Below are 22,881 nucleotides of genomic sequence, written 5' to 3'. Positions count from 1 at the left end.
GAATCCTTACGGGTCGGAGGGTCGGAGGGTCGGGCGGTCGAGGGATCGTCGGGCGGTCGGGGGACGAGGGGTCAGTGGCCGCCGGTCCTGACGACGAAGTCGAAGGTCCCGCGGTAGCGGCCTTCCAGCGGGCCGGTGAGGGTGAGGGTGCAGGCCCGGTCGATGAGGGGGTCCATGGCGTTGAGCGCGGCGAAGTCCCTGCCGTACGCCTGGGTGTCGTCCGGGAAGTACAGCTGTGTCACCAGCAGTGGACCGCCGGGGACGTGGATCCGTGTGTGAAGGTGCGGCGCCCGACGGCCCCAACGCCCCCAGTAATCCCGCGGGATGACGGTGCGCAGCCGGAAGGCGCCCCGGTGGGTCGTGTACTGGTGCCCGCGCAGGGAGAAGCCGGAGGTGTCGTAGTCGCCGTTCTGGTCGCACTGCCAGAACTCGATGAGCGCACCGGGCACGGGGGTGCGACGCAGGTCGTAGACGTGTCCGGCGAGTTCGAGCTCGACGCCGCGGACCCCCGGGGCGATGAGGTCCGTGCGCTCGGGGGTCTCCGGCTTGAACAGCGGTCCCTCGGCGGCCGTGGGGGTCTCCTGACCGCCGTGGCCGGCGGGCGTTCCCGCGCCGTCTTCGGCGGCCGTCGCCGCACCGTGGCCGTCGGGGCGGGCGGCGTCGCCGTCGGCTGCGTGGCGGCCCCGGCGGTCAAGGGCGGCATCGGGGTCGGGGTCTTGGTCGGGGCCATGGTCGAAGTCATCGCGCATCGCGTCTCCTCGCCGTTGCCGTTGAGGCCCCGCTCGTCGGGGGGCCGAACGTGCTGTCCGACGCCGCCCGAAAGGCGCGTTGGCGACATGCGGCACCGCGGTACCGGTGGGCCGGCCGCCCCGTCCGAGCCGGGGCCGGGCCGGGCCACTGCCGAGCCGGACCGGGCCGCTCACCGCCGCCGGCCGCCTCCGGGCCCGCGGCCGACGGCCGACGGCCGGACTCGGGTCCACCGGCTCCGGTTCCGTACCGGCCGCGGTGCCGCGCGCGGCTCCGCTGCGGACCGCGGCACCCGCCCCGTCGCGCCGTTCGGGGACCGGCGGTTCGGTTCCGTACGGCTCGCGCCTTCGGCATCGGACTCATCCGCCGCATTGTCGTCCAGCGGCCGCGCCCACACCACGGTGCCGCCGGCGGTGGCGCCGCCCGTACGGGGCCGAAGACGGGCTCCGGGGCCGTCCATCGCTCGCTCGCCGGGCAAAGCCCTGTGTCCACACGTCGCCACGGGACGGGCGACGTTCGGTCGCCGGGGCCGCCGACGGTGGAGCTCCTGGCGCCGAGAACGGCGGGGTCGACGGCGGGGTACGACGGCGGAGGGAACGGGGAGGGCCCGGCGGTTGTTCGGCGCCTGAGGGCCCTCGTGGCGACGCCGGGCTAGCGCGCGGCAGCGCGGCGCCGGCGGACCAGCAGCACCGCCGCCCCGCCGCCCACGGCGCCCGCGCCCGCCCAAAGGGGCAGCGCCGACGACGAGCCCTCGTCGCCGCCGGCGCTCTCGCGCTCCGCCGTCCCCTGCCGCTCCGCGCGGTCCGCGTCGCGGGCGGGTCCCGCCGGCTTCGCGGACTCCGGGCGCCCGGCGGGCTCCGGGCGCTCGGCGCGCCGCTCCCGGGCGGGCACGTCCACCGTGGCCTCGCCGCGGCCGAGGTCGGGGAAGCCGCAGTTGACGGTCACCGTCCAACGGCCCGGGGGCAGTTCCTGACGGGTGGTGTACCGTGCCTCCTCGCCGGGGACGGGGACCAGCTTCCAGGGGCCGAGGGAGCGCCCGTTGACGTCGACGGCGGACAGCGTCCCCGCGATGGCGTCCGTCACCGGGTCGTTGTCGTTCTCCCAGGTCGCCACGGCCTCCACATGTCCGTCTGAGGCCGCGGTCTCCACCTCGAAGTGGATGGTGTCGCCGTGCGCGGCGGCCGGCCCGGCCGGGCCGAGGGCGAGCAGCGCGGCGAACGCGGTGAGGAGGACCGCACCGGCGCCGCGGGCTGCGGTCGGGGCGAGTCGTGGGCGACGGGCGTGGGGCACGGGGACTCCTGAACACGGGAGAGCGGTGGGGGACGAGGAGAGCCGGAGGAGCGGCTGGGGGGGGAGAAGAGCCGGGGGAACAGGGGGAAACGGGGAACGGGGGAAACCGGGGGAACGGGGGGCGGGCCGGCGGCCGCGGGGGAAAGAACGCGGCCGCCGGCCCGGTCCGGACCTACGTGATCAGCTCACGCGGGTCACGAGGCGCGCTGCAGGCTCCAGCGCTGGTAGCCCTCGTCGTTCTTGCGCTGGAGCTCCAGCAGCCAGCCGCCGTAGTACCAGCGCTTGCTGACACCCAGCACGAGCGAGGAGTCCCGGGGCTGGAGGACGTACGTGCCGTCCGCGGACGCGCGCAGCCGCCACTTCTGCCCCTCGGCACCGCCGCACGGCTGCTGGGCGACGTACTGGCCCGCCACCGCGGAGGAGAACTGGAGGCACTTTCCGGACGCCGCCGACTTCACGCGCACCGCGTCGCCGCCGGCGGGTTCGAAGACCCACTGCTGGTTGGCGTAGCCGTGGCGCTGGTAGGCGATGGCGACCGTGCCGTTGTTGGTGGAGCCGCCCCACATGTCGGCCGCCTGGCCGGTGAGGGCGTTGAGCATGAGGTACTTCGCCCCCGGCTCGGTGGGCGTGGAGTCGGAACCGGCGGTCAGGGTGCGGAACGCGTGCGCGGCGCCGGGCTGCGAGGTCTTGCCGCCCGCCTCGCGCACGGCGACCGCGACCCGGTAGGACGTGCCGGGCTGCAGCCGGACGACCCGGACGCTGGTGCCGGTGACGTCGGCGAGCTTCTTTCCGTCGAGGTAGAGCGTGTAGCCGGCGACGGACGGAACCTTGGCCCAGCTCACCACCGCGGAGTTGGAGGTGATCTGGCTGACCTTGGCGGCCGGGCCCGTGGCCGGGCCGGGGGTGGAGGTCGGGGTCGGCGTGGGCGTCGGGTTCGGGGTGCGGGTCGGGGTGGGCGACGGGGACGGGTTCGGCCCGGTATCGCCACCGCCGGCTATCAGGAAGCGGTTGTTGGCGATGTTCCAGTGGGTGTCGAGGTAACTACCCCGCTTGGGCGCGGTGTTGTAGTAGTCGTCGTGGTTGCAGTCCAGGCGCTCGTCGGAGGTGCGCTCCGGGCACACGGTGCGCATCTGCGGGTAGTTCGGCGAGTCCGAGTAGCACATGATGTCCCACTCGTCGACGCAGTGCCCGCCCTGGCTGGTGTTGGGGGCGCTGTTGTTGACCGCACCGAGGTTGTGGCCCAGTTCGTGGGCCGGCGTCGAGCCGCCCCAGCAGCCGGCGTCCGTGCGCCCGTAGGAGGGACCGAAGTTGCTCAGGTTCTCCGCGCCGGGACGCTCGTCGCCGTTGAAGGTGCCGATGCCGCAGTACACCTTGGCGTCGACGAACATCATGTACTTGCGGTCGCGTCGGTTGAAGCCCTTCGACGCCAGCACGTTGTTGGTGGAGCCGAACTCCCGCAGGGCGTCGGCCGACACCTCGACGTTCAGCACCGAGGCGGTGCAGTCGGACTCGGTGACGTAGCGGATGTGCCGGGCGCCGCCGGTCTCCTTGGCGCTGGCGTCGTAGATGACGTCCGCCTCGGCCGCCCACTTCTTGAAGGACGCCACGTACTGCGCGTAGCGGTCGTTGCCGGGGGCGTGCACGTAGAGCACCTGCACCCGGTTGCCGGAGGAGCCGTCGCCCTCGCAGACCACCTTGGTGTCGGCGCCGGCCTTCGGGTCGCCCGCGGTCGGCCCGGAGGCCGCCGAGGCGGGACGGTCCGCCTCGCCCGTCCGCGCGTCAAGCGCGGGCACGCCGCCGCGCAGGACGTCGGCGGCGTCCGGCGTGGCGGAGCCGCCGCCCTTCAGCGACGGGGCCTGGACGGTCCGACGCACGGCGGGCGGGGTGTCCTTGGCGATGTCGACGCCCTTCGGCGGGGCGTCCGGTCCGTGGGTGCACAGCTTCGCCTTGGAGACGACGTAGACGCCCACGCAGGGGTCGCCCTCGGGCGCGGGCTTGAGACCCTGGTACACCATGCCGCGCCGCTTGTTGGAATCCGGCACCTCGCTCAGCGGCTCGGGCGGGTTCTCCTGCAACAACTCCGCACCGGGAGTCCGCCGGTCCGTGGCGGCCGGGCGGTCCTCGGTGCTCGCCGATCCGATGGTGACCACGCCGACGGCGAGCCCGGCCGCGGCCGCGGCCGCGGCGGCCACCAGCGCCAGTCTGCGTCTCGCCTTGCTCCGCCGATGGCTGGGGCGATTCTGCTCCATGAGTGTTCCTGTCTGTACTCGTGTACTACCCGTGGGGGGGTATGTGGGGGGTGGGGACTGTGGGGGTGTGGGGATGGTCGTGGGGTACGGATGACCGGGGAAAGGTCGGTATGTGGGGTGTGGGGTGTGGGGCGTTGGGGTGTGTGGGGATGGCCGTGGGGGCCGATGACGGGGGTGGGGAACGGGGTATGGGGACTGGGATGGGGGGGTTCCGGGCGGGGCCGGTACGTCAGCGCGCGCCGAACACCTGGGTCCAGATCGGCCCGCCGGAGTCGAGGTTGACGCCCACTCCCATCTCGGTGACGTCGCAGTTGAGGATGTTCTGGCGGTGCCCCGGGCTGTTCATCCAGGAGTCCATGACCGACTGGGCGGTCTGCTGGCCGGCGGCGATGTTCTCGCCGTACGTCCGCCACCGGTAGCCGGCGGCGGTGATCCGGTCCCCCGGCCCGGAGCCGTCCGGGGAGGTGTGGTCGAAGTAGTCGCGCGCCGCCATGTCGTCGGAGTGCCGCTGGGCCGCGGTGACCAGCAGGTCGTTGCGGCGCACCGGCGAGCACCCCGCGGTCGCCCGCTCGACGTTGACCAACTCCAGGACCTGCGCCGCGAGTTGCTCACCGCGCCCCGAGGCGGGCGTCGGGTCCGGAGTCGTCTCGGGCGTGCGGCTCGGGGTGGGCCGGGGCTTGGGCGCGTCGGAGGCGGTCGGGGTGCTCGGCGTGGTCGGAGTACTCGGCGCGGCCGGAGTGCTCGGCGCGGCCTTCGTGGGACGCGACGAGGGCTTGCGGGTCGGCTTCGTCGACTTCTTCACCGGGCGCCGGGTGGGCTCGTCCGCTCGGCTGGCGGGGGCGGTGGTCGGACGCTCCGGGGTGGAGCGCACCGGGGCGGGTGTGTCCTCCGTCAGCGACACGGTGCGCGCCGACGCGCTGTCCGTCTGCTCGTCCCGGTCCTGGAACCCGTCGACCAGCAGCGCGGCTCCCCCCACGGCCATGATCAGCGCCGCCGCTCCGGCCGCCTGCGCCGCGCGCGGGCGCCGGCGCGCCCGGTGCCGGCCCACCCGGGGCGGCACCCCGCCGCCGGCGTGCCCGGCGGAACCGTGCGCGGGCACGGCGAGGCCGTGCGCGGGAGTGGCGGGGCCGTGCGCGGAGGCCGCGAGGTCGTACGCGGGGGCGGCGAAAGACGCGGGGTCGTACGCGGCGTCCGCGTGACCGTACGCGGGAGACGGATGACCGTACGCGGAGGCCACGGGGTCGTACGCGGGGGCCGCGGGGTCGTGTGCGGGTCCCGTGGGCCCGTATCCGGGGGCCTCGAACGTCACGGTGTCGGCGCTGTCCATGGGGGTGGCGGACCCCGTCGGCGCGAACGCGAGGGGTGCGGCGGCGTCGCTCGCCCGCCAGCCCACGAGGGCGCCGGCGACCGGGACGAGCCCGAGACCGACCAGCAGCCCCTCGGCCGGCACCAGCGCCGAACGGTGGCCGGAGCAACCCGCGCAGCCGCGCGCGTGTCGGGCTATCCGCTTGCGCCACAGCACGGAGGGGCCTCCGTGCCAGTTGCCGACCAGGTGGTCCAGCCCGGCGCAGCGCGGCGTGGCGTTCAACGCCCGGACCACGACCCGCGCGGTCTCCAACTGCCCCTTGGTGCGCTGCACACGGACGGCGGTGTGCTGCGGCGTCAGCTCCAGGGCGGCCGCGACCTCGGCGCGCGTGAGCTCGCCCACGGCCTCCAGCCACCACAGGGAGAGGACTTCCTGCTCATCGCCGTCGAGCCAGCGCGTCGCCTCGGCGACCTCCTTGCGCTGCCCCTCCAGGCCGAGCCGCACGATCGTCGCGTCGGCGAAGTCGGGCTCGGGGTGGGCCACCTCGTGGACCTCCCGCAGCCCGCCGACGGGCGCGGTCCGGCGCTCCTGCTGCCAGTGCCGCCGCACCTGGTTCACGGCGATCGCCACCAGCCAGGAGCGGAAGCTGGCGGGGTCGCGCAGCCCGCCGAGCCCGCCGAGGGCCCGGAGCATCGTCTCCTGCACGACGTCGTCCACGTCCGCGTGCCCGTTCAGGGCGCGGCCCACGATGTTGTAGACCAGCGGCAGGTACAGGGCGACGAGCTGGTCGCGCGCCTCCGCGTCACCGGATCGCGCGGCTGCGACGACCTCCGCTCCAACCTCGCTGTGCACCATCCGTACCCCTCTCCTGTGCCGGGCTCGCCGCCCGTCCGACACCTGGGAGACCTGGGGTCGATCGGCTGATAACAAAAAAGTACGGACGACTTTTCGACGACTTCCGACGGGCCGTGGTCGTCAGAGCGGTGACCGGCGGCACCCGCACCGGCGAGCGACCGCCCGTGGCGCCGAACGACGGGAAGCGGAACGACAGGAACCGGAACGACGAGGGACACCCCGGCGAGACGCAACGCCGCGTCTCACCAAGAGGGGGATATCGGGCCGATTGCGGCCACGTTCACCCCATTCCGGAGGCCTGCCTGACAGCCCGTTGCGCAAGTTCGAAGCGCATTTTCTTCACACCCTCACCGTTGATCCGGAGTTCGTGCGAAGATTCCGTCCCCGGTCCGTGGGGGACCGGGTGACAAGGGGAAAGATGATGGAACCAACGAGGTTCAGAACCGCAGTCGGTGCGGCGCTGACCCTGGCCGTGTCGGCCGTTCTGCTGCCGGCTTCGGCAGCGAGCGCGGCCGGACACGAGGCCGCGGCCCCGACGGGCGGCGCGACCGAGGCCCGGACGGTGAACAGCGTGACGGTCGACGCCTTCGGCCGGATCGCCGACGCCGTCCTGACCGACCGCACCGCGGCGCTTCTGGACGCCAAGCCGACCCGGCGAATAGCGCCGCTCGGCAACAAGCAGACCCGTCTGACGGCGGGCCTGGCGCGGTCGGAGAAGTCCGCGCTGTCCTCCCTGCGGTCCCGCAAGGCGCGGCTCGCCGCGCTGGGTGAGGCGTACACCTCCGCCGACACCCGGACCACGGTGGACAAGGTCCGCGTCAAGGACGGGCGTGCCACGGTCCAGGTGACCGAGACCACCACGCTCCGGTACAAGAAGGTCCGCGGCGACGAGCCCGCGACGACCGGCTTCCAGGCCCACCACGAGCTGAGCTTCGCCGCCCGGCCGGGTGGCACGTGGGAGCTGACCGGCATGAAGGCCAAGGAGGACGGCCTCACCGCGGTCAACGCGCCCACCACGACGGTCGCCACGACCGCGGGCGTGCTGCCCAAGGCGACGCCGGCGTCCACCTCGTGGCCCGCGCCGGCGAAGCCGAAGCGTCAGCTGCCCGACGGCTACAACTACAAGGCCATGGCCGCCTACGCGGAGAAGTACTGGCGGAACTACAACCCCGCGTACCGCAAGTTCAACGACGCGGGTGGCGACTGCACCAACTTCATCAGCCAGGCCCTGAAGGCCGGTGGCTGGAAGCACGACTCCGGGATGTACGACGACTACCGGAACTGGTGGTACGACGCCCGGTACCAGACGAACTCCTGGGTGGGTGCCGACGACTGGTCATGGTTTGCTCTGCACTCGAAGCGGGCCACCAACCTGGCCAACGTGTACCAGATGGGCCTCGGCGACATCCTGCAGCTGGACTTCGACCGGAACGGCTCGAAGGACCACTCGATGATCACCACTTACCGGAGCTGGAGTGGCGTCCCGTACCTGACGTACCACCAGACCAACACCTACCGGAAGTCGGTCGCCAGCATCATCGCCACCAACCCGCGCGCGCTCTACTACGCCTACCGCACCTGATCGCTCGCCACACCGCGCCACACTCCCGGCTGACGCCGGCTGACGCGTCCTTAGGACGCGCCCACCGTGGCCACGGGCCCCGCCGGAACCCATCGGCGGGGCCCGACTGCTGCCGTCCGCACGGTCTGCACGGTCTGCACGGTCTGCGAGGATGGCCCCATGGACGAGGAAGTCATTCCGATTCTTCATGTGACGGATGCCGCGACGGCGGTCGACTGGTACGCCCGGCTGGGCTTCGCCAAGGAGTGGGAGCACCGCTTCGAGCCCGGGTTCCCGGCCTTCGTGGAGGTGGCCCGCGGGAACGTGCGGCTCTTCCTGTCCGAGCACCAGGGGGACGCCCGTCCCGACACCCTGGTGTACCTGCGCGTGCGTGACGTCGACGCGGTCGCCGCCGAGTTCGGCGTGACGGCCACGGAGGCCCCGTGGGCGCGCGAGGTCGAGCTGCGCGACCCGGACGGCAACCGGCTGCGCGTGGGCACGCCGAAAAACTGATCCGTCGCGTCGCCCGTCAGTCGCGGGGCTTGAGCCGGCGGAGGGTGTAGCCCTCGCCGGCGGGGTCCAGGGACCTGGTGGCCTGTTTGAAGAGGTACTCGGCCCGTTCGTAGGAGAGCCGGCCACGGCCGGTGTCCGGGCACAGGTCGGCTCGGGCGGGCATCCGGGCGGGCGCGGGGCGGCGGTCGGCGAGGAAGACCGGCCCCCGGGCGCGGCCGGCCAGCAGTCGGGGCAGCAGCTCGGCCGTCTCATGGCCCCAGGTCACCCAGGTGGCGCCGGCCCGGGCGCGACGGTCGGGGAGGTCGAGGTCCTCGACGTCGAGGGAGAGGACGGCCTTCACCCCGGCCGCCGACTCGTACAGCAGCCGCCAGAGAGTTCGTTCGCGCAGCGGGAGGTCCGGGCGGGCCCAGAGCGCCGCCAGTAGGTCCGGGGCGAGGGGCTCCGTGGTCGGGGCGGGCTCCGCGCGCCGGTCGAGGCCGGCCGCGAGGTGGTCCAGCGCGGCCCAGGCGCCGAAGGAGCGTACGGCCGAGCGATGCCGGTTCCAGGTCCTGGCCGCCGCCCGTCCCCAGGCCGTCGCGAACACACGGGACACGTCGTCGGAGGTGAGGGCGGCCAACGGCAGGTCCTCGCCCAGACTGAGGCACAGCCGCCGCAGTGTCTGTCCATAGGAACGGACCGTTCCCGGGTCCAGGTCCTCGCGGTGCAGGAAGGTGCGCGCCGCCTCGCCGAGCGTCGCGCCGAACACACCGCCGCGGGCGGCCTCGCCCTCGGTCGCCGTTCCGAACGCCGAGACGGCCGCCGTGGGCGCGCCGCTCGTCCCCGCCCCCTCGTCGCGGGAACCCCGGTCGCCGCGGAAACCCCGGTCGCCGAGGGAGCCCCCTTCGCCCTCACCGCCCGGATCACCCGGGGTGGCCCCAGCGGCGAAGGCGGTGCCGTCCGCCGTCTCCGCTCGACGGAGGAGGAAGGCGCGCTCGGCGGCGTTCCCGGTGAGAGACGCGGCCCGGCGGAACTCCCTTCGGGCCTCCTCGTACCGGCCGAGCCGCAGCAGGAGGTCACCGCGGACGCCCGGCAGCAGGTGGTAGTCCTGCAGGGTGGGATCGGTGAGGAGGGCGTCGGCCAACGCGAGACCCTCGCGCGGCCCGCGGGCCATGCCGACCGCGACGGCCCGGTTGAGCTGGACCACCGGCGTCGGCAGCAGCCGGACCAGGGCGTCGTACAGTGCGGCGATCCGCGTCCAGTCGGTGTCCTCGGCGGTGCGCGCCTGGGCATGGCAGACGGCGATCGCCGCCTGGAGGACGTACGGGCCGGGGGCGCCGCCGAGTTCGCGGGCCCGCAGCATCGCGGCGAAGCCGCGGCGGATGAGCAGGGGGTCCCAGCGGCCCCGGTTCTGCTCGTGCAGTCGCACCGGCTCGCCGGCCGGGCCGGTCCGGGCGGCCGCGCGGGACGCCTGGAGCTCCATCAGCGCGACCAGCCCGTGCGCCTCGGCCTGGTGGGGCACCGACTCGGCCAGCAGCCGGCCGAGCCGCAGCGCCTCATGGCAGAGCGCCGGACGCATCAGCCCGTCGCCGGAGGTCGCCGCGTACCCCTCGTTGAAGATGAGGTAGATGACGCCGAGCACCGAGGAGAGGCGCTGGTCGAGCTCCGCCTCGGGCGGCAGCTCGAACGGCACCCGCTCCTCGGCCAACACCCGCTTGGCGCCGGCGATCAGTCGGGCGATGCCCGGCTCATGGGTGAGGAAGGCCCGCGCGATCTCGGCGGTCGTGAGGCCGCCGAGCAGCCGGAGCGTCAGCGCGGCCCGGGCCTCGCCGGGCAGCACCGGGTGGCAGGAGATGAACATCAGCCGCAGGACGTCGTCCTGCTCCGCCCCCTGCTCCGGTCCCTGTTCCGGTTCCGTCCGGGAGTCCTGCGGCTGCTCCAGCTCGCGGGCGAGCTGCTCGTGCCTACGGTCCAGCCGCTCGGTCCGCCGGATGTGATCGATGGCGCGACGCTTGCCCACGGCCATCAGCCAGGCGCCCGGGTTGTCCGGGACGCCCGCGTCCGGCCACTGTTCGAGGGCCGCGACGAGGGCGTCCTGGGCGAGCTCCTCGGCCAGGCCCACGTCGTGCACCATCCTCGTCAGCCCGGCGATGATCCGGGCCGATTCGAGTTTCCAGATCGCGTCGACCGCGCGGTGCGCGTCACTCACGGCGAGCCTTCCGCCTCCGCCGGCCGATCAGGGACCGAAGACCTGCTGGATCACGCTCTCGCCGTCGCCGACGATCCTGCGGAAGCGGCGGCCCAGCTCTATCGCCTCCTCCTTGGAACGGACCTCGACCAGCGCGAAGCCGGCCACGGCCTCCTTGGCCTCGGCGAACGGTCCGTCGGTCACGGTGATCTCGCCGCCCGAGGAGGTCAGCCGGACCCCCTCCGGCGCCAGCCCTCCGGTGGCCAGCAGAACGCCCGCCGCGGTCAGCTCCTCGATGAACCTGCCCATCTCCACATACAGGTTCTCGTCGGGGACGGTCTCCGAAGCCTTGGACATCATCAGGTAGCGCATGGGGCTCTCCTCGTTCTCTCGATGCTCGCCGTGCTCTCCGTGCGGCTCGTGCCCGGCGTGTGGTGCGCGCTCTTCGCAGAGGTCACGCGATGCGCGCTGTCGTTCTCGGTCGTTCTCGCTGGCCGCTGCTCGCGGTTGCTTCGGCTACGCGTCGTCCCAGCGTATGTGACAGGGAATCGTCGCGTTCCCTGTCACATCGACGGATCGACGCTGGAGCGAGAACCGAAGACACCGGCCCGCGGCCCCCGGCCGCACCGCAAGCAAAGGACCATCGACATGGCCAAGTTCGCCACCGTGGACGCCTACCTCGCCTCCCTTCCCACCGCGCAGCGCGAGATCGCCGACGCTCTGCTGCCGCTCATCGAGGAGGCGCTGCCCGGCACCGGCGCGGTCTGGCACGGTCACCCGGTGTGGAGCCTGGGCGGCGCCCCCGGCAAGTCCCCGGTCTGCTACCTCAAGGGCTACTCCGCCTACCTCACCTTCGGGTTCTGGCGTGGGCAGGAGGTCGAGGACGCGTCCGGTCGGCTGGGGGCGGGCGCGCGGGCCATGGCCGCGGTGAAGCTCCGCACCCTCGCCGACGTCGACGCCGGCCTGTTCGCCGACTGGCTGCGGCAGGCACGCGAGCTGGAGGGGTCGGCCGGCGCCTGACCGGGTGGGGGTCACCGGCCGGGGTGGGGACGAAGGCGCGCCCACAGTTGTCCATCTGTGATCCACCGGGTGCAACCCTCCCCGTGGACCGTGCGTCAGAGATCCCGAAGACCGCCCCCCGCACCCCCTCGCACGCACCCCCGGAGAGACACGTTGCACGGAAAGACCCTCTCGGCCGCCCTCCTCTGCTCGGCAGTCGTCCTCGCGGCCACCGGCGCGACGGCGGGGACCGCCACCGCCGCCCCCTCGGGCAAGAAGAGCGACTTCAACGGCGACGGCTACGCCGACCTGGCGGTCGGCATGCCGAAGGCGACCGTCGGCGGCAAGGCGAAGGCGGGCTACGTCAACGTGGTGTGGGGCGGCCCGCAGGGACTCGGTGGGCACGGCTCCACCGGCATCAGCCAGAACAGCACCGGGGTGCCGGGCACCACCGAGGCGGGTGACCTGTTCGGCACGGCGGTCTCCCCCGGCGACCTCAACGGGGACGGTTACGCCGATCTGGCCGTCACCGCGCCGGGCGAGCGGCTCAAGGACACCGGCACCGACCACGAGGGCACCGCCACCGTGCTGTGGGGCTCGGCCACAGGTCTCCGCAGCGGGATCACCGCGGCCAAGGGCGAGGCCGACATCCGGCTCGGCAAGCTGCTCTCGATCGGCGACTACGACGAGGACGGCCACCAGGACCTCGCCCTGAGCACCACCGGCAACGGCGAGAGCAGCGCCACGGTGCTCCGCCGCGGCCCGTTCACCGCGGGTTCGTCCACCGCGACCTCCCTCATCATGTCCCACCCCTTCGGCGGTGCCCGCGCCCTCGCCTCCGCCGACTTCGACGGCGACGGCGGCGACGAACTCGCGGTGACGTACGACGGCATGGAGATCCGCGGCACGCGCGTCCTCAGCAGGGGCTCGGGCGAGTGGGTTCCGACATGGAGCACCGCCGACCACAGCAGCGCGCTCGCCACCGGCGACTTCGACGGCGACGGCACGGCGGATCTGGCCCTCGGCGAGGTGCGGGCCAACCCGGAGGCCGACAGCACGCACTGCGAGGACCGGCTCGGCGGCGCGATCCTGGTGGCCTACGGCGAGCAGGGCACCACCCTGGGCGGCCGGGCCACCTGCACCACGCAGTCCTCACCGTACGTCCCCGGGGCCGCCGAGGCGGAGGACGACTTCGGCGGGGCGCTCGCCGTCGCCAACCTCGACCGGGACGGCATCGACGAACTGATCGTCGGCGTCGGCCACGAGGCCGTCGGCACTCAGGCTGACGCGGGCTCGTACCTGTGGCTCGCGGCGCACCACGACGGCGTGCTGGGCGGCGCCTCCTTCAGCCAGAACTCCCCCGGTGTGGCCGGTACGGCGGAGGCGGGCGACCGCTTCGGCGCGGCGGTCGCCACCGGCGACTACAACGGCGACGGCTACCCGGACATGGCGATCGGCGCGCCGGGCGAGGACGCCTCCTCGGGCGGCGTGTGGTTCGACCCCACCCGCGAGGAGGGCACCCAGCCGCCGACCACCTCGGTGACCCCGGCGCGGCTGGGTCTGACGGGAGCGGTCGAGTACGGCGGGACGCTCGGCCGATAGCCCGCGGAGGGCCCACCACCGGCCCACGACGAAGGGGCCTGCCCGGCGACCTGGATGGCCGCCGGACAGGCCCCTGGGCCGTCCGACCCGATGGGGACTACTTCTTGAAGCCGTAGTCCATGAGCTTCTTGGCGTCCGCCAGGCGGGCCTCCGGGGAGGTGGAGGTCAGCACCGTGCCGATGACCGTCTTGCCGTTCCGGGTGGCTGCGAAGACCAGGCAGTACTTGGCCTCCGGACCCGAGCCGGTCTTGACGCCGATGGCACCGGAGTAGCCGCCGAGCAGCTTGTTGGTGTTCTCCCAGTCCATGTAACGGTAGCCACCGGACTTGGTGGTGACCGTCTGGCGGGTCTTCTTCGTCTTCACGACGGTGCGGAACGTGGAGCTCTTCATCGCGCTGCTGGCGAGCTTCGTCAGGTCGCGCGGGGTGGAGTAGTTGGCTCCGTGCCCGATGCCGTCGAACGAGTCGAAGTGGGTGTTGGTCATGCCGAGCCTCTTGGCCGTGGCGTTCATCTTGCCGATGAACGACTTCACCCGCTCGGCACGGGTCTTGCCGGTGCCGAACTTGTCGGCGAGGGCGTACGCCGCGTCGCAGCCGGACGGGAGCATCAGCCCGTACAGCAGCTGGCGGACGGTGACCTTGTCGCCGACGATCAGCCTGGCCGAGGAGGCCCAGTTGTTGTCGACGATGTAGTCGCTGTACGCCTTCTGGACGGTGACCTTGGCGTCCAGATTGAGGTTCTTCTGGTCGAGCACCACCTTCGCCGTCATTATCTTGGTGGTGGAGCCAGTGGATCGGCGGGTGTCGGCGGCCTTGGTGTAGAGCGCCTTGCCCGTGGCGTTGTTCATCACGAAGCCGCCCTTGGCGGCGATCGTGGGCGTCTTCAGCGTGACGGCCGCCGGGGCGGCCTGCGCGGCGGCGTCCCGCGCCGGAGCTGCCTGGGCCGGGGCGACGAACGCTCCGGCGACCATGACGGCCCCCGCGGTGACGACAATCGCGGACACGTGACGCATGCCCTTAATGCCGGTTTTCAACGTGAATACTCCAAACTGCACCTTGCAGTGCGGCAACATGAGGGTGCCGCTCACCCATGAGACGCATGAGACGGGCCAATGGATGTACAGCCGGCAGATATTTTCTCTCAGATGTCTCACACGTCCCACGCAACGCGGCGCAGCAAGGGGAACCAGAACGCGCCAAACTCAGCGCCCCAGGGCGTTCAGCACCGCGGTCGCCATCGCCCGCTCCCCCGTCGCGTTGGGGTGCAGTGGAAGCGCGGGCGCGGTGGGGAGGAGCCCCTCGACCCACGGTTCGGCGGAGCAACCGTCATGTCCCCTGGTCGGATTGAGCGTGTCGACGTACGTGGCGCCGCCCGTCTCCGCGGCCGCGGCGACCCGGTCGTTCAGCTCCCCGAGGACCGAGCGGAGAAAGGCCACGTCGCCGGTGGTGATGGGCAGTCTGCCCAGGCACTTCTTCGGGTCGTCCGGCACCACCGACGGATAGCCGACGACCAGCACCCGGGCCCGTGGCGCCTTCGCGTGAACGAGACGGAGCGCCCCCGCGAGTCGTGACGCGGCGGACTCCAGACGCCCGCTGAGGGAGTCCCCGTAGTGGGCACGGCACGGGGCCCCCAGGGGATCCGTCACGGCCAGGGACGCGCAGGTGGCCACGACATCGACGAACCCGAGGTCCGAGGTGCCGAGGTCGTTGCCGCCGATGGTGACCGTGACCAGGCTGACGTCCGGTGCCACAGCGTCGAGCTGCGGGCCGTTGACGACCGCTCCGGCGTCGGTCTGCGGGAGGGTCAGCGCGCCGACCTTGGCCCCCGCGCAACTCCGGTCCGTGTAGCCGGCGGGTGCCAGGGCGGCCGCGACGACCCGGCCGTAGTTGCGGTCGGAGCGCAGGCACAGGCCCGCGGACTGCGCGGGGATGCCGGCACCGGCGGCATAGGAGTCCCCGAGCGCCACATAGCGGCCGGCCGCGACCCCCTCGCCGGTGCCGGTCGGGCGTGCGTGCGCGGGCACCGGGGCGGTGACGGCGCCGAGCGCGGCGGCCACGAGCGCACAGCCGACCGCGGCGGGGCGCCACTTCCCGGCGCTCCGGGAGCCGTTGCGCGCAGGGAAGGCACGCCGGCCTCCGGATCGGGCCCGAGGGGCGAGGTGCGCCTCACTCGTCGACGGGACGGCACCCGTGGCGGGGGCCGCACTTGTTGACGGGACGGCATCCGCTGCGGGGGCCACGCTCGTCGACGGGGTCGCGCTTGTTGACGGGACGGCATCCGTCGACGGGACCGCGCTTGTCGACGGGACGGCATCCGTCGACGGGACCACGCTTGTCGACGGGACGTTGCTCGCCGGCAGCGCGGGGCGCGGCGATTTCGGTGTGCGCGGGGGTACGGCTCCGGGCATGGTTGCTCCTGGGAGATGAGGACAGGGGAGACCGGGCTTCGACACCGGCCGGTAACGTTCCCGACATGGTGGCGGCCGCCCGCCCCGCGAACCATGTGCCGGTGCCAGCGGCGCGGCAGGCGCCGTTTGTGCCCCGGCACAACCCCGCCCCGCTGCCAGCCGGTCTTTGTAACCTGCGGGACATGAGCCGCATACCGGAGCCGCCGAACGAGATCACCCCCGTGGCCTCCCTCCTGCTGGGGCACGCCCAGGAGTTGGGCCTGCGGATGGCCCGCCGCATCCGGGCCGAGGTGGGCTACTACGGAAGCGAGGACCGGGTGCCCTTCGCCGAGCTGAGCACCTCCTGCCGGCGCAACGCCGAGCTGGTCTTCGGCCAGCTCGCCGCCGGACGGACCGACATGGCGGGGGCTGAGGACACCGGCCGGACGCGGGCGCGCCAGGGGGCGCCGCTGGGCGAGCTGCTGCACGCCTACCGCGTCGGATCCGGGTTCCTGTGGTCCGAGCTGACCACGGCGGTCCGCGGCAGCGACGCGGTCACCGCGGACACGATCGCGTCGCTCGCCGCGTGGTGGGTGCGGGAGGGTCTCGCGGCGGCGGCCAGCGACGCCTATCGGGAGGCCGCCGCCGCGCTGTTGCTCCAGCGCGAGAGGGAGCGTTCGGCGCTGGTGGAGGCGCTGTTCACGGGGGCGCTCGGCAGTCGCACCACTCTCTGGGAGACCGCCGACGCGCTCGGTCTGCCGACCGAGGGGCCGTATCTGGTGGTGGTCGCCGAGGCGCCCGGCCCGGGGCGGGAGCCGCTGCCCGGCATCGAGCCCCGGCTGCTGGCCGAGCGGCTGCGCTCCGCCTGGCGGCTCCAGCCCGACCTCCAGGTCGGCGTGGTCGCCGCCCGCGAACCCGACGGAGCGGACACCGTGCTGCGGGTCCTCGAACGCTGCCCCGGCGCCCGGGTCGGCGTCAGCCCGCCGTACCGCACGCTGCGGGACACCCCCAGGGCGCTGCGGTTGGCACGCCTGGCGCTGGCCGGGCTGCGCGAACGGACGGCGGGGGTCGCCCGGTTCGCCGACAGTCCGGTCGCCCTGCTGGTGGCCGCCTCCCCCGACGAGGCCGCGCGGGCCGCGCGGGCGGTGCTCGGCCCCGTACTGGAGCTGCCGCCCGCCGAGCGGTCCCGGCTGCTGGAGACGCTGGACCGCTGGTACGCGGCGGGGGGCTCGACGGCCGAGGCGGCGGTGCTGCTGTACTGCCACCGCAACACCGTCCGCTACCGACTGCGCCGGCTGGAGGAGCTGACGGGCCGTTCCCTCCAGGACCCGCGCGCGGTCGCCGACCTGGCGGTGGCGCTCCAGGCGCTGCGCCTCCCGCCTCCCGAGCGGAGCTGATCCGGGCAGCCGGCGCGATAGCGCGGTACGCCGGCTCCGGCATCGGGATCGCGCGAGGTGGAGCGGGCCGCCCGGTCCTCGGGCGGGTGGCCGGATTCCTTCGGTGGACGTAGGCGGAATCATCGCCGGGGAATCCGCACGGACCCTCCCGACGCGCGGGTCCAGCGGGAGAATCCTGCTATGAGAACACCGGTCAGCGACCCGCTGCGGGTGGGGCCGTACCGCATCGTGGGCCGTCTCGGCTCCGGCGGCATGGGCTGGGTCTACCTGGCCCGTTCGCCGTCCGGCCGGGCGGTGGCGGTGAAGGTGGTGCGCCCGGAGTTGGCTGCCGACCCCGAGTTCCGGCACCGTTTCGCCGGCGAGGTCGCGGCGGCCAAGGTGGTGAGCGGAGCCTTCACCGCGCCCGTCGTCGACGCCGATCCGCGGGCCGAACTGCCCTGGCTGGCCACGATGTACGTGCCGGGCCCCTCGCTCGCCGAGGCGGTCGTCCAGGACGGCCCGCTGGACGAGGCGCGGTTGCGGGCGCTGGGTGCCGGGCTGGTGGAGGCGCTCCAGGCCATCCACGGGGCCGGGGTGGTGCACCGCGACCTCAAGCCGTCCAACGTGCTGCTGGCCGCGGACGGTCCGCGCGTCATCGACTTCGGCATCTCCCGGGTCAGCGGCTCCGCCGGGCTCACCCGGGCCGGGATGGTGCTGGGCACACCCCCCTTCATGTCCCCGGAGCAGATCACGGGCCGGACCGTGGACTTCAGGACCGATGTGTTCTCGCTGGGCGGGGTGCTCGTCCACGCCGCGACCGGCGGTCTGCCCTTCGGCGGCGACGACACGGTCGCCTACCGCGTCGTTCACGGGGAGCCGTCGCTTGACGGCGTCCCCCGGGCGCTGCGCGGCCTCGTCGCCCGCTGTCTCGCCAAGCACCCCGCCGAACGGCCACCGCTCGACACGCTGTTGCGGGAGCTGGCCCCACCGGAGGGCGAGGCGCCGGCGCCGTGCCCGCGAACCGCGGGGCAGGGCGCGAGCGCCGGGCGTGCGGCGCCGACCGGGCGTGGCGAGGGCGCCGGGTCCGGGGCGCCGACCGGGCCCAGGGCGCCGACCGGGCGCGGGGAGGCGCCCGGGCGCGGGGAGGCGCCCGGGGTGCGGCACCCGTCCGGTTCGGGGCCGGTGGGGGTGTCCGTGCCGTCGTGTCTGCTGCTGCACGCGCGGGCGCTGTTGGACGCCGGGCTCAGCGACGCCATGGTGGTGGAGGCGGTGACGCGTGGAGCGGACTGAGGCGTCGTCGTCCGTCCCCGGTCTCGGCATCGGCGGCCACTGGAGAACGGCGGTGGAGAGCTGGACCGCGCGCGACCGTCTCCGCACGGTCGTGGCCGCCGACTCCATCTCCGTGGAGTTCGGGCTGCCGGAGACCGGTCGGGAGATCACCGTCCGGTTCATGACCACCCGTGAGCTGCTGGTGGCCTTCATGACGGACGGCCGCCGACTGCGCCCGAACCAGCTCGCCGTGGCGGCGGCCGCGGCCAATGCCTGGAACACCGAGCAGTTGATCCCCATGCTCTCCGTCTGGGATGTCCGGGGTCCGACCCCGTGCATCGCGGGGGTCTGCGCGCTGCCGCTCACCTGCCGGATGACCCAGCGGGACTTCGACGCGCTGGCGCGGGACTGGACCGGGCGGGCGCGACAGATGTTCACCCGGTGCCACCAGGTGTTCAGACTCTAGGCGCACCGCGCGGGGCTCCGCGGTCGGGTGCGGCTTCGCCCAGCCGAAACCCTTTTCAAAAAAGGGCGGTTACTCCATATTTGTCCCTGTGATTCTCCGGTTCGAGGGAGGTGCCGTGGGCCACTCCACACGCCGTGCGCTCCTTCTCGGTGTGCTCCTTCTCGGTGTGCTCCTCACGACGACACCGGTCGTCACCGCGACCACCGCCACCGGCACCACCGCCACCACGTTCACCACCACGCCCGCGGCGCGCCCCACCGAGCGGCCGTGCGACGACGAGAAGGGCTTCGCCCGCCGGCTGAGCTGCCTGGCCGACGAGAGCGCCGAGCACCCGGGGACGAAGGTCGTCACCCGCCTCGACCACACACTCGACCTGCCGAAGGAAGGCGCGGGCGACGACGGGCAGGGCCCCGCCGACGGCCTCGGGCTGAACCGACACACCTCCGACCTGAACAAGGCCACGCTGGTCGTGGAGGTCCCCGGCGGACGGACGACCGGCGAGGGGGGCACCGTCCTGCTGGTCCTCGCCGCGCAGCGACACCTCGCCTCCGACAGCGTCGTCACCCGCCTCGACAAGGAAACCGTGGCGCGGCTCCGGCGCGCGGGCGCCTGCCCGAACGGAGGCGGAGAGGGAGCCGACGACGGCGCCCCCGGGGGCCCGGACGGCACCGACCTGTGCGAGCTGGTGCGAGGAGGGGACGACGCCCCGGACCTGACCGGCCGGGAGCTGGTCGACGAGAAGGTCGCGGGCCCACTCACCGAGCGGTCCGCCGGCACGTCCCCACGGGCCGCCGAGGAGTCGTCCTCCATCCCGTGGCCCCTGCTGCTCACCGGCCTGCTCCTGCTGCTGGTCCTCCCCTTGCTGCTGGCCGTCAGCCGCTCCCGGGGGCGGGAACCGATGCCGGCCCGGGCGGATCCGGACGCCCCGACCCGCCCCGACCTCCGTCCGGCGTACGCGGATCCCCCGGGGTACGAGGACCCGCCTGGGTACGAGGACCCGCCGGGGTACGAGGACGCCTCCTACGAGGGCCACCGGGGATACGTCGATCACCCGACGTACGCGGACCGCCCGAGACCCGAGGAGCAGGCCCGCGCCACCGGCCCGCGCCGCCGCGCCGTCGTGCGGACCGTGCTGCACCCCCAGGGGTACGTCGAGGTCGACCACTGTCTGCACCGCGTGGTGTGGGCCGACCCGGACGTCGATCCACCCGCGCCCGGCAGCCCCGTCGAGATCGCGACGCCCGGCGGTCCGGAGCCGGACGTACTGCTCGCCTTCACGCCCGGCGACGGGCGGCGGACCACGGGAGACACCCATGCGCAGTGACCAGCAGCCCACGCTGCCGGCGCAGTACGCCGACATCGAGATCGAGAACAACGCCCAGCGGTTGCCGCTGGTGCTCTGCCTGGACACCTCCAGCTCCATGGCCGGGATACCCATCGAGTCGCTCAACGGCGCGCTGGCCGAGTGGACCCGGGAGCTGCACGACGACGTCAGCCTCAGCTACAGCGTCGAGGTCGCCGTCATCACCTTCGGCGGCCAGGGCGTGTACGCCTGGCAGGGGTCGCAGCCGCTCCCCGCGCACTCCCCGACCAACCCCTTCGCCCCCGCGCACCTGTTCCAGGCGCCCCGGCTCGTCGCCTCCGGAGTGACCCTGCTGACCGAGGCGTTGGAGCTCGCCATGCGCGTCGTGGCCACCCGCAAGGCCGAACTCCGCCGGTCCGGGCTCCAGTACCACCGCCCGCAGATCTGCCTGGTGACCGACGGGCTGCCGACGGACGGCATGGGCCGCTACACCGAGGCGTGGCGGCAGTTGGTCCCGGTGGTGGCGGCGGAGCAGCAGGCCAGACGCTTCCGGCTGTACGCCATCGGGGTCGGCGGCATCACCGACCTCGGCGAGCAGGTGCTGAAGGCGTTCGCGCCGACCTTCAACGCACGGCTCCAGGGCTTCCCGTTCCGCGAGTTGCTCCAGATGATGTCGGCCAGCGCCAACGCCGAGCAGCGGGGGGCGGGTGACGAGGTCTTCGAGAAGATCTTCAGCCAGTTCAAGACCCAGCGCCCCGCGTGGGAAGCCTGAACGGGGGCGCGGACGATGGACCGGCGCGGCACGCGGTGGCGCACCCACGGGCTGAGCGTGGCGGGCTACCGTCACCGGCGCGACGGCATCCCCTGCCAGGACGCCTGGCAGCAGGTGGTGGCGGGCCCCGCCGAGGCGCCGGTGACGGTGCTCGCGGTGGCGGACGGCGCGGGCAGCCGGCTCCGCTCCGACGAGGGCTCGAAGCTGGCGGTCGCCCTCGCCATGGACGCCTTCGCCCGATGGGCGTCCCGGCCGTGCCCACCGGGCGAGGCCGTGCACGCCCTGCTCCGGCACGCGTACGACGAGGTGGCGGACGCCTTCCTTTACCAGACGGGCGACCAGGCCGACGACTTCGCCACCACCCTCGCCGTGCTGGTGCTCGCCCCGGAGTGGATCGGCCACCTCAGCGTGGGTGACGGCTTCGCGATCGTACGGGCGGGCGCAGTGGACGGACGGGCGCAGTTCCATCTCCTCCCCCAGGCCGCGGCGGCCAGCGAGTACAGCAACGAGACGGTGTTCCTGACCTCGCCCGGGGCGGAGCGCTGGGTGCGCACCGTGTGTGTGCGCGACGCGGGCGTCGACGGGGCCCTGTTGTCCACCGACGGCCTGGCGCAGGCGGCCCTCTCCCGCCCCGACGGGGGCTGCCAGACCCCCAACGCCTCGTTCGCTGCCGCGGTGCTCGGCTCCCTGGACCGCCCCGGCCCCGACCCGGTCAGGGACGAGGAGGAGCTGGCGGCGCTGCTGCGCTCCGACCGGCTCAGCGCACTCAACGCCGACGACAAGACGCTCGTCCGAGCGGTGCGGCCATGACGGGGCGCGAGGTGGTGCTGGGCGACGGGGTGCGGGTCACCCTCGCCGAACTCCCGCTGAAGGGCGGCGGCCAGGCGGCGGTGTACCCCGTGGTCGGCGACGACGGGGTCGTGGTCAAGATCTACCGGGAGCGGCAGGACGACGCGCAGGAGCGCCGGCTGACCCGCATGCTGGCGATGTCGCCGCTGGGCGGCCGGCCCACCGACCGCTCCCAGCAGCCGGAGCTGGCCTGGCCCACCGCGGTGGCGCGCGGCGCCGACGGGGAGTTCCTCGGGTACGCCATGCGCCGGTTCGGGGAGCCCGACCACGTGCAGCTCGTGGGCCTGTTCTCGAAGGCGCAGCGGCTGCGGCTGTTCCCCGAGCGGGCCGACTGGCGGTTCCTGCTCGGCGTGGCCTGGAACCTGTCGTTCATGACGGCGCGCGTGCACCACGAGGGCCTGGTCATCGGCGACTTCTCCAGCAGCAACGTGGTGGTCGACCGCAACGGCTTCATCACCTTCCTGGACTGCGACTCCATCGCCTTCACCGACCCGGTCTCGGGCGAGCCGTTCCCCTGTCTGATGCACACCACCGACTACTCGGCCCCGGAGCGGCAGGCGGGCGGCCCCGCGAGCCGCGAGAGCGACGCCTTCGCCCTCGCCGTGCTCGTCTACCAGCTGCTGACGGCGGGCAACCATCCCTTCGGGGGCGTGCCGCACGACAGCGACGCCGACTCCACGGTCAAGGACAACATCGCCGCGAGCATCTCGTATGTCGTCAAGCCGGAGCGGGTCACCGTGCCCCGCGGCATCATCGACCCCTCGGTGCTGCCGCCCGCCCTCCTCGACCTGGCGCGCACCGCCTTCGGCCCGGGCGTCACCGACCCCGCGGCCCGTCCGACCGCGCAGGACTGGCTGCGCGCGCTGGACCAGGAGCGCCAGGGGGTGCGGATGTGCGCCGATCGCCCGCGGCACAGCTACGGTTCGCACCTCGTCGCCTGCCCGTGGTGCGGTCGGGCGCGGGCCACGGGGCACGACGTCTTCAACCCGTCCCCGATCCGTCCCCCCGTCCCGCCCCCGCCACCACCGCCTCCGCCGGTTCCGGCCGTGCGGCCGCCGCTCTCCGACGAGGCGAAGGTGGTGCTCTGCGTGATGGTGTTCGTGCTCTTCATCGTCATCGTGGTGGCGGCGACGGCCTGACCCGGGCGGATGGCAAGATCCTTTCAGATCATGGC

Annotated in this window: 19 protein-coding genes; 11 read left to right on the top strand and 8 right to left on the bottom strand. The window is 73.5% G+C overall.

From position 1 onward, the window contains the following. Window positions 1–71: 71 nt before the first annotated feature. The 4 genes from LRS74_RS29250 to LRS74_RS29235 all read right to left on the bottom strand — a co-directional run bounded on the left by LRS74_RS29250 (window position 72) and on the right by LRS74_RS29235 (window position 6,447). Window positions 72–749 (bottom strand): dioxygenase, encoded by a 678-nt coding sequence (locus LRS74_RS29250; protein ID WP_277743800.1) that lies wholly within the window; start codon window positions 747–749, stop codon window positions 72–74. A 649-nt stretch (window positions 750–1,398) separates the two neighbouring features. Beyond that, the gene (locus tag LRS74_RS29245; protein ID WP_277743799.1) at window positions 1,399–2,037 is read right to left on the bottom strand and encodes a hypothetical protein; all 639 of its coding nucleotides are present in this window, start codon (window positions 2,035–2,037) and stop codon (window positions 1,399–1,401) included. A 194-nt stretch (window positions 2,038–2,231) separates the two neighbouring features. Beyond that, the gene (locus tag LRS74_RS29240) at window positions 2,232–4,286 is read right to left on the bottom strand and encodes an RICIN domain-containing protein (RefSeq protein ID WP_277743798.1); all 2,055 of its coding nucleotides are present in this window, start codon (window positions 4,284–4,286) and stop codon (window positions 2,232–2,234) included. 229 nt (window positions 4,287–4,515) lie between these two features. Further along, window positions 4,516–6,447: a sigma-70 family RNA polymerase sigma factor gene (locus LRS74_RS29235; protein ID WP_277743797.1), complete on the bottom strand. Its 1,932-nt coding sequence runs from the start codon at window positions 6,445–6,447 to the stop codon at window positions 4,516–4,518. A gap of 421 nt (window positions 6,448–6,868) precedes the next feature. Here LRS74_RS29235 and LRS74_RS29230 point away from each other — a divergent pair, with 421 nt between their 5' ends. After that, entirely contained in the window at window positions 6,869–8,029 is a 1,161-nt protein-coding gene (locus LRS74_RS29230) for an amidase domain-containing protein (RefSeq protein ID WP_277743796.1), read from the top strand. Between the two features lie 159 nt (window positions 8,030–8,188). Next, a complete protein-coding gene (locus tag LRS74_RS29225; RefSeq protein WP_277743795.1) occupies window positions 8,189–8,521 on the top strand; it encodes a glyoxalase superfamily protein in 333 nt (110 codons plus the stop codon). Window positions 8,522–8,537: 16 nt separating this feature from the next. Here the strand turns inward: LRS74_RS29225 and LRS74_RS29220 are convergent, their stop codons facing one another. Both LRS74_RS29220 and LRS74_RS29215 read right to left on the bottom strand, forming a co-directional pair. Then, the gene (locus tag LRS74_RS29220) at window positions 8,538–10,706 is read right to left on the bottom strand and encodes a DUF6596 domain-containing protein (RefSeq protein ID WP_277743794.1); all 2,169 of its coding nucleotides are present in this window, start codon (window positions 10,704–10,706) and stop codon (window positions 8,538–8,540) included. Window positions 10,707–10,733: 27 nt separating this feature from the next. Next, window positions 10,734–11,057 carry a YciI family protein gene (locus tag LRS74_RS29215; RefSeq protein ID WP_277743793.1) on the bottom strand — a complete coding sequence of 108 codons (324 nt, stop codon included), beginning with the start codon at window positions 11,055–11,057 and terminating at the stop codon, window positions 10,734–10,736. Window positions 11,058–11,333: 276 nt separating this feature from the next. Between LRS74_RS29215 and LRS74_RS29210 the strand changes: the two genes are divergently transcribed. Together LRS74_RS29210 and LRS74_RS29205 are read left to right on the top strand one after the other, a co-directional pair. After that, window positions 11,334–11,705, top strand: coding sequence for a DUF1801 domain-containing protein (locus LRS74_RS29210; RefSeq protein WP_277743792.1), 372 nt, complete (start codon window positions 11,334–11,336; stop codon window positions 11,703–11,705). Between the two features lie 153 nt (window positions 11,706–11,858). Continuing rightward, window positions 11,859–13,286, top strand: a complete 1,428-nt coding sequence (locus LRS74_RS29205; RefSeq protein WP_277743791.1) for an FG-GAP-like repeat-containing protein — start codon at window positions 11,859–11,861, stop codon at window positions 13,284–13,286. Window positions 13,287–13,383: 97 nt separating this feature from the next. Here LRS74_RS29205 and LRS74_RS29200 read toward each other — a convergent pair whose 3' ends face one another. Then, window positions 13,384–14,298, bottom strand: coding sequence for a serine hydrolase (locus LRS74_RS29200; protein ID WP_277743790.1), 915 nt, complete (start codon window positions 14,296–14,298; stop codon window positions 13,384–13,386). A 189-nt stretch (window positions 14,299–14,487) separates the two neighbouring features. Then, window positions 14,488–15,342, bottom strand: a complete 855-nt coding sequence (locus LRS74_RS29195) for an SGNH/GDSL hydrolase family protein (protein ID WP_277743789.1) — start codon at window positions 15,340–15,342, stop codon at window positions 14,488–14,490. A gap of 533 nt (window positions 15,343–15,875) precedes the next feature. Here LRS74_RS29195 and LRS74_RS29190 point away from each other — a divergent pair. The 7 genes from LRS74_RS29190 to LRS74_RS29160 all read left to right on the top strand — a co-directional run bounded on the left by LRS74_RS29190 (window position 15,876) and on the right by LRS74_RS29160 (window position 22,846). Further along, window positions 15,876–17,069 carry a helix-turn-helix domain-containing protein gene (locus LRS74_RS29190; RefSeq protein WP_277743788.1) on the top strand — a complete coding sequence of 398 codons (1,194 nt, stop codon included), beginning with the start codon at window positions 15,876–15,878 and terminating at the stop codon, window positions 17,067–17,069. 180 nt (window positions 17,070–17,249) lie between these two features. Then, window positions 17,250–18,338: a serine/threonine-protein kinase gene (locus LRS74_RS29185; RefSeq protein WP_347178171.1), complete on the top strand. Its 1,089-nt coding sequence runs from the start codon at window positions 17,250–17,252 to the stop codon at window positions 18,336–18,338. Next, window positions 18,325–18,783, top strand: coding sequence for a hypothetical protein (locus LRS74_RS29180; RefSeq protein ID WP_277743787.1), 459 nt, complete (start codon window positions 18,325–18,327; stop codon window positions 18,781–18,783). The genes LRS74_RS29185 and LRS74_RS29180 overlap by 14 nt, the downstream gene beginning before the upstream one ends. Before the next feature lie 115 nt (window positions 18,784–18,898). Further along, a complete protein-coding gene (locus tag LRS74_RS29175) occupies window positions 18,899–20,107 on the top strand; it encodes a hypothetical protein (RefSeq protein WP_277743786.1) in 1,209 nt (402 codons plus the stop codon). Beyond that, complete coding sequence (locus tag LRS74_RS29170; RefSeq protein ID WP_277743785.1) at window positions 20,097–20,858, top strand: VWA domain-containing protein; 762 nt, start codon at window positions 20,097–20,099, stop codon at window positions 20,856–20,858. Before LRS74_RS29175 ends, LRS74_RS29170 begins: the two co-directional genes overlap by 11 nt. A gap of 15 nt (window positions 20,859–20,873) precedes the next feature. Then, a complete protein-coding gene (locus LRS74_RS29165; protein WP_277743784.1) occupies window positions 20,874–21,668 on the top strand; it encodes a PP2C family serine/threonine-protein phosphatase in 795 nt (264 codons plus the stop codon). Next, entirely contained in the window at window positions 21,665–22,846 is a 1,182-nt protein-coding gene (locus tag LRS74_RS29160; protein ID WP_277743783.1) for a hypothetical protein, read from the top strand. Before LRS74_RS29165 ends, LRS74_RS29160 begins: the two co-directional genes overlap by 4 nt. The last annotated feature ends 35 nt before the right edge of the window (window positions 22,847–22,881 follow it).

Source organism: Streptomyces sp. LX-29 (genome assembly GCF_029541745.1).
Lineage (GTDB): Bacteria > Actinomycetota > Actinomycetes > Streptomycetales > Streptomycetaceae > Streptomyces.
The sequence above is the reverse complement of the archived record's forward strand: the minus strand, read 5'-3'. Positions and strand labels throughout refer to the sequence as shown.

Excerpts from the sequence above, each read along its gene's own strand:
- LRS74_RS29250 (WP_277743800.1), bottom strand. The coding sequence starts at position 749 with ATGCGCGATGACTTCGACCATGGCCCCGACCAAGACCCCGACCCCGAT.
- LRS74_RS29185 (WP_347178171.1), top strand. The coding sequence starts at position 17,250 with ATGAGAACACCGGTCAGCGACCCGCTGCGGGTGGGGCCGTACCGCATC.
- LRS74_RS29215 (WP_277743793.1), bottom strand. The coding sequence starts at position 11,057 with ATGCGCTACCTGATGATGTCCAAGGCTTCGGAGACCGTCCCCGACGAG.
- LRS74_RS29190 (WP_277743788.1), top strand. The coding sequence starts at position 15,876 with ATGAGCCGCATACCGGAGCCGCCGAACGAGATCACCCCCGTGGCCTCC.
- LRS74_RS29225 (WP_277743795.1), top strand. The coding sequence starts at position 8,189 with ATGGACGAGGAAGTCATTCCGATTCTTCATGTGACGGATGCCGCGACG.
- LRS74_RS29165 (WP_277743784.1), top strand. The coding sequence starts at position 20,874 with ATGGACCGGCGCGGCACGCGGTGGCGCACCCACGGGCTGAGCGTGGCG.
- LRS74_RS29235 (WP_277743797.1), bottom strand. The coding sequence starts at position 6,447 with ATGGTGCACAGCGAGGTTGGAGCGGAGGTCGTCGCAGCCGCGCGATCC.
- LRS74_RS29160 (WP_277743783.1), top strand. The coding sequence starts at position 21,665 with ATGACGGGGCGCGAGGTGGTGCTGGGCGACGGGGTGCGGGTCACCCTC.
- LRS74_RS29230 (WP_277743796.1), top strand. The coding sequence starts at position 6,869 with ATGGAACCAACGAGGTTCAGAACCGCAGTCGGTGCGGCGCTGACCCTG.
- LRS74_RS29240 (WP_277743798.1), bottom strand. The coding sequence starts at position 4,286 with ATGGAGCAGAATCGCCCCAGCCATCGGCGGAGCAAGGCGAGACGCAGA.
- LRS74_RS29200 (WP_277743790.1), bottom strand. The coding sequence starts at position 14,298 with ATGCGTCACGTGTCCGCGATTGTCGTCACCGCGGGGGCCGTCATGGTC.
- LRS74_RS29210 (WP_277743792.1), top strand. The coding sequence starts at position 11,334 with ATGGCCAAGTTCGCCACCGTGGACGCCTACCTCGCCTCCCTTCCCACC.
- LRS74_RS29170 (WP_277743785.1), top strand. The coding sequence starts at position 20,097 with ATGCGCAGTGACCAGCAGCCCACGCTGCCGGCGCAGTACGCCGACATC.